General features: G+C 72.5%; 1 protein-coding gene. It reads left to right on the top strand.

Annotated elements, in window-relative coordinates; all coding sequences use genetic code 11:
* Positions 1–374 (top strand): hypothetical protein (locus KUF83_RS01630; RefSeq protein ID WP_217452674.1); only part of this gene is annotated, 374 nt, incomplete at both ends.

Below are 374 nucleotides of genomic sequence, written 5' to 3'. Positions count from 1 at the left end.
CTGGAACAGCGCGGGCGAGCTGGAGTACGTCGGCCGCGCCGACACCCAGGTCAAGGTCCGCGGCTTCCGCATCGAACCCGGCGAGGTCGAGGCGGCCCTGACCGCCCATCCGGCCGTCGGCCAGGCCGCGGTGATCGCCCGGGAGAGCGCGGGCGGCTCCGGTGCCAAGCAGCTGGTCGGCTACGTCGTTCCCGCCTTCACCAGCGACAACGACAGCCACGACTTCCGCTCCGGCATCGAGGCGGCCGAGCTGCGCGCCCACGCGTCGCAGCACCTGCCCGACTTCATGGTCCCCTCCGCGTTCGTCGTGCTGGACCGGCTGCCGCTGATGCCCAACGGCAAGCTCGACCACAAGGCCCTGCCCGAGCCGGAGT

Origin of the sequence: Streptomyces sp. BV286, assembly GCF_019090165.1 — a bacterium.
GTDB lineage: Bacteria > Actinomycetota > Actinomycetes > Streptomycetales > Streptomycetaceae > Streptomyces.
The sequence above is the reverse complement of the archived record's forward strand: the minus strand, read 5'-3'. Positions and strand labels throughout refer to the sequence as shown.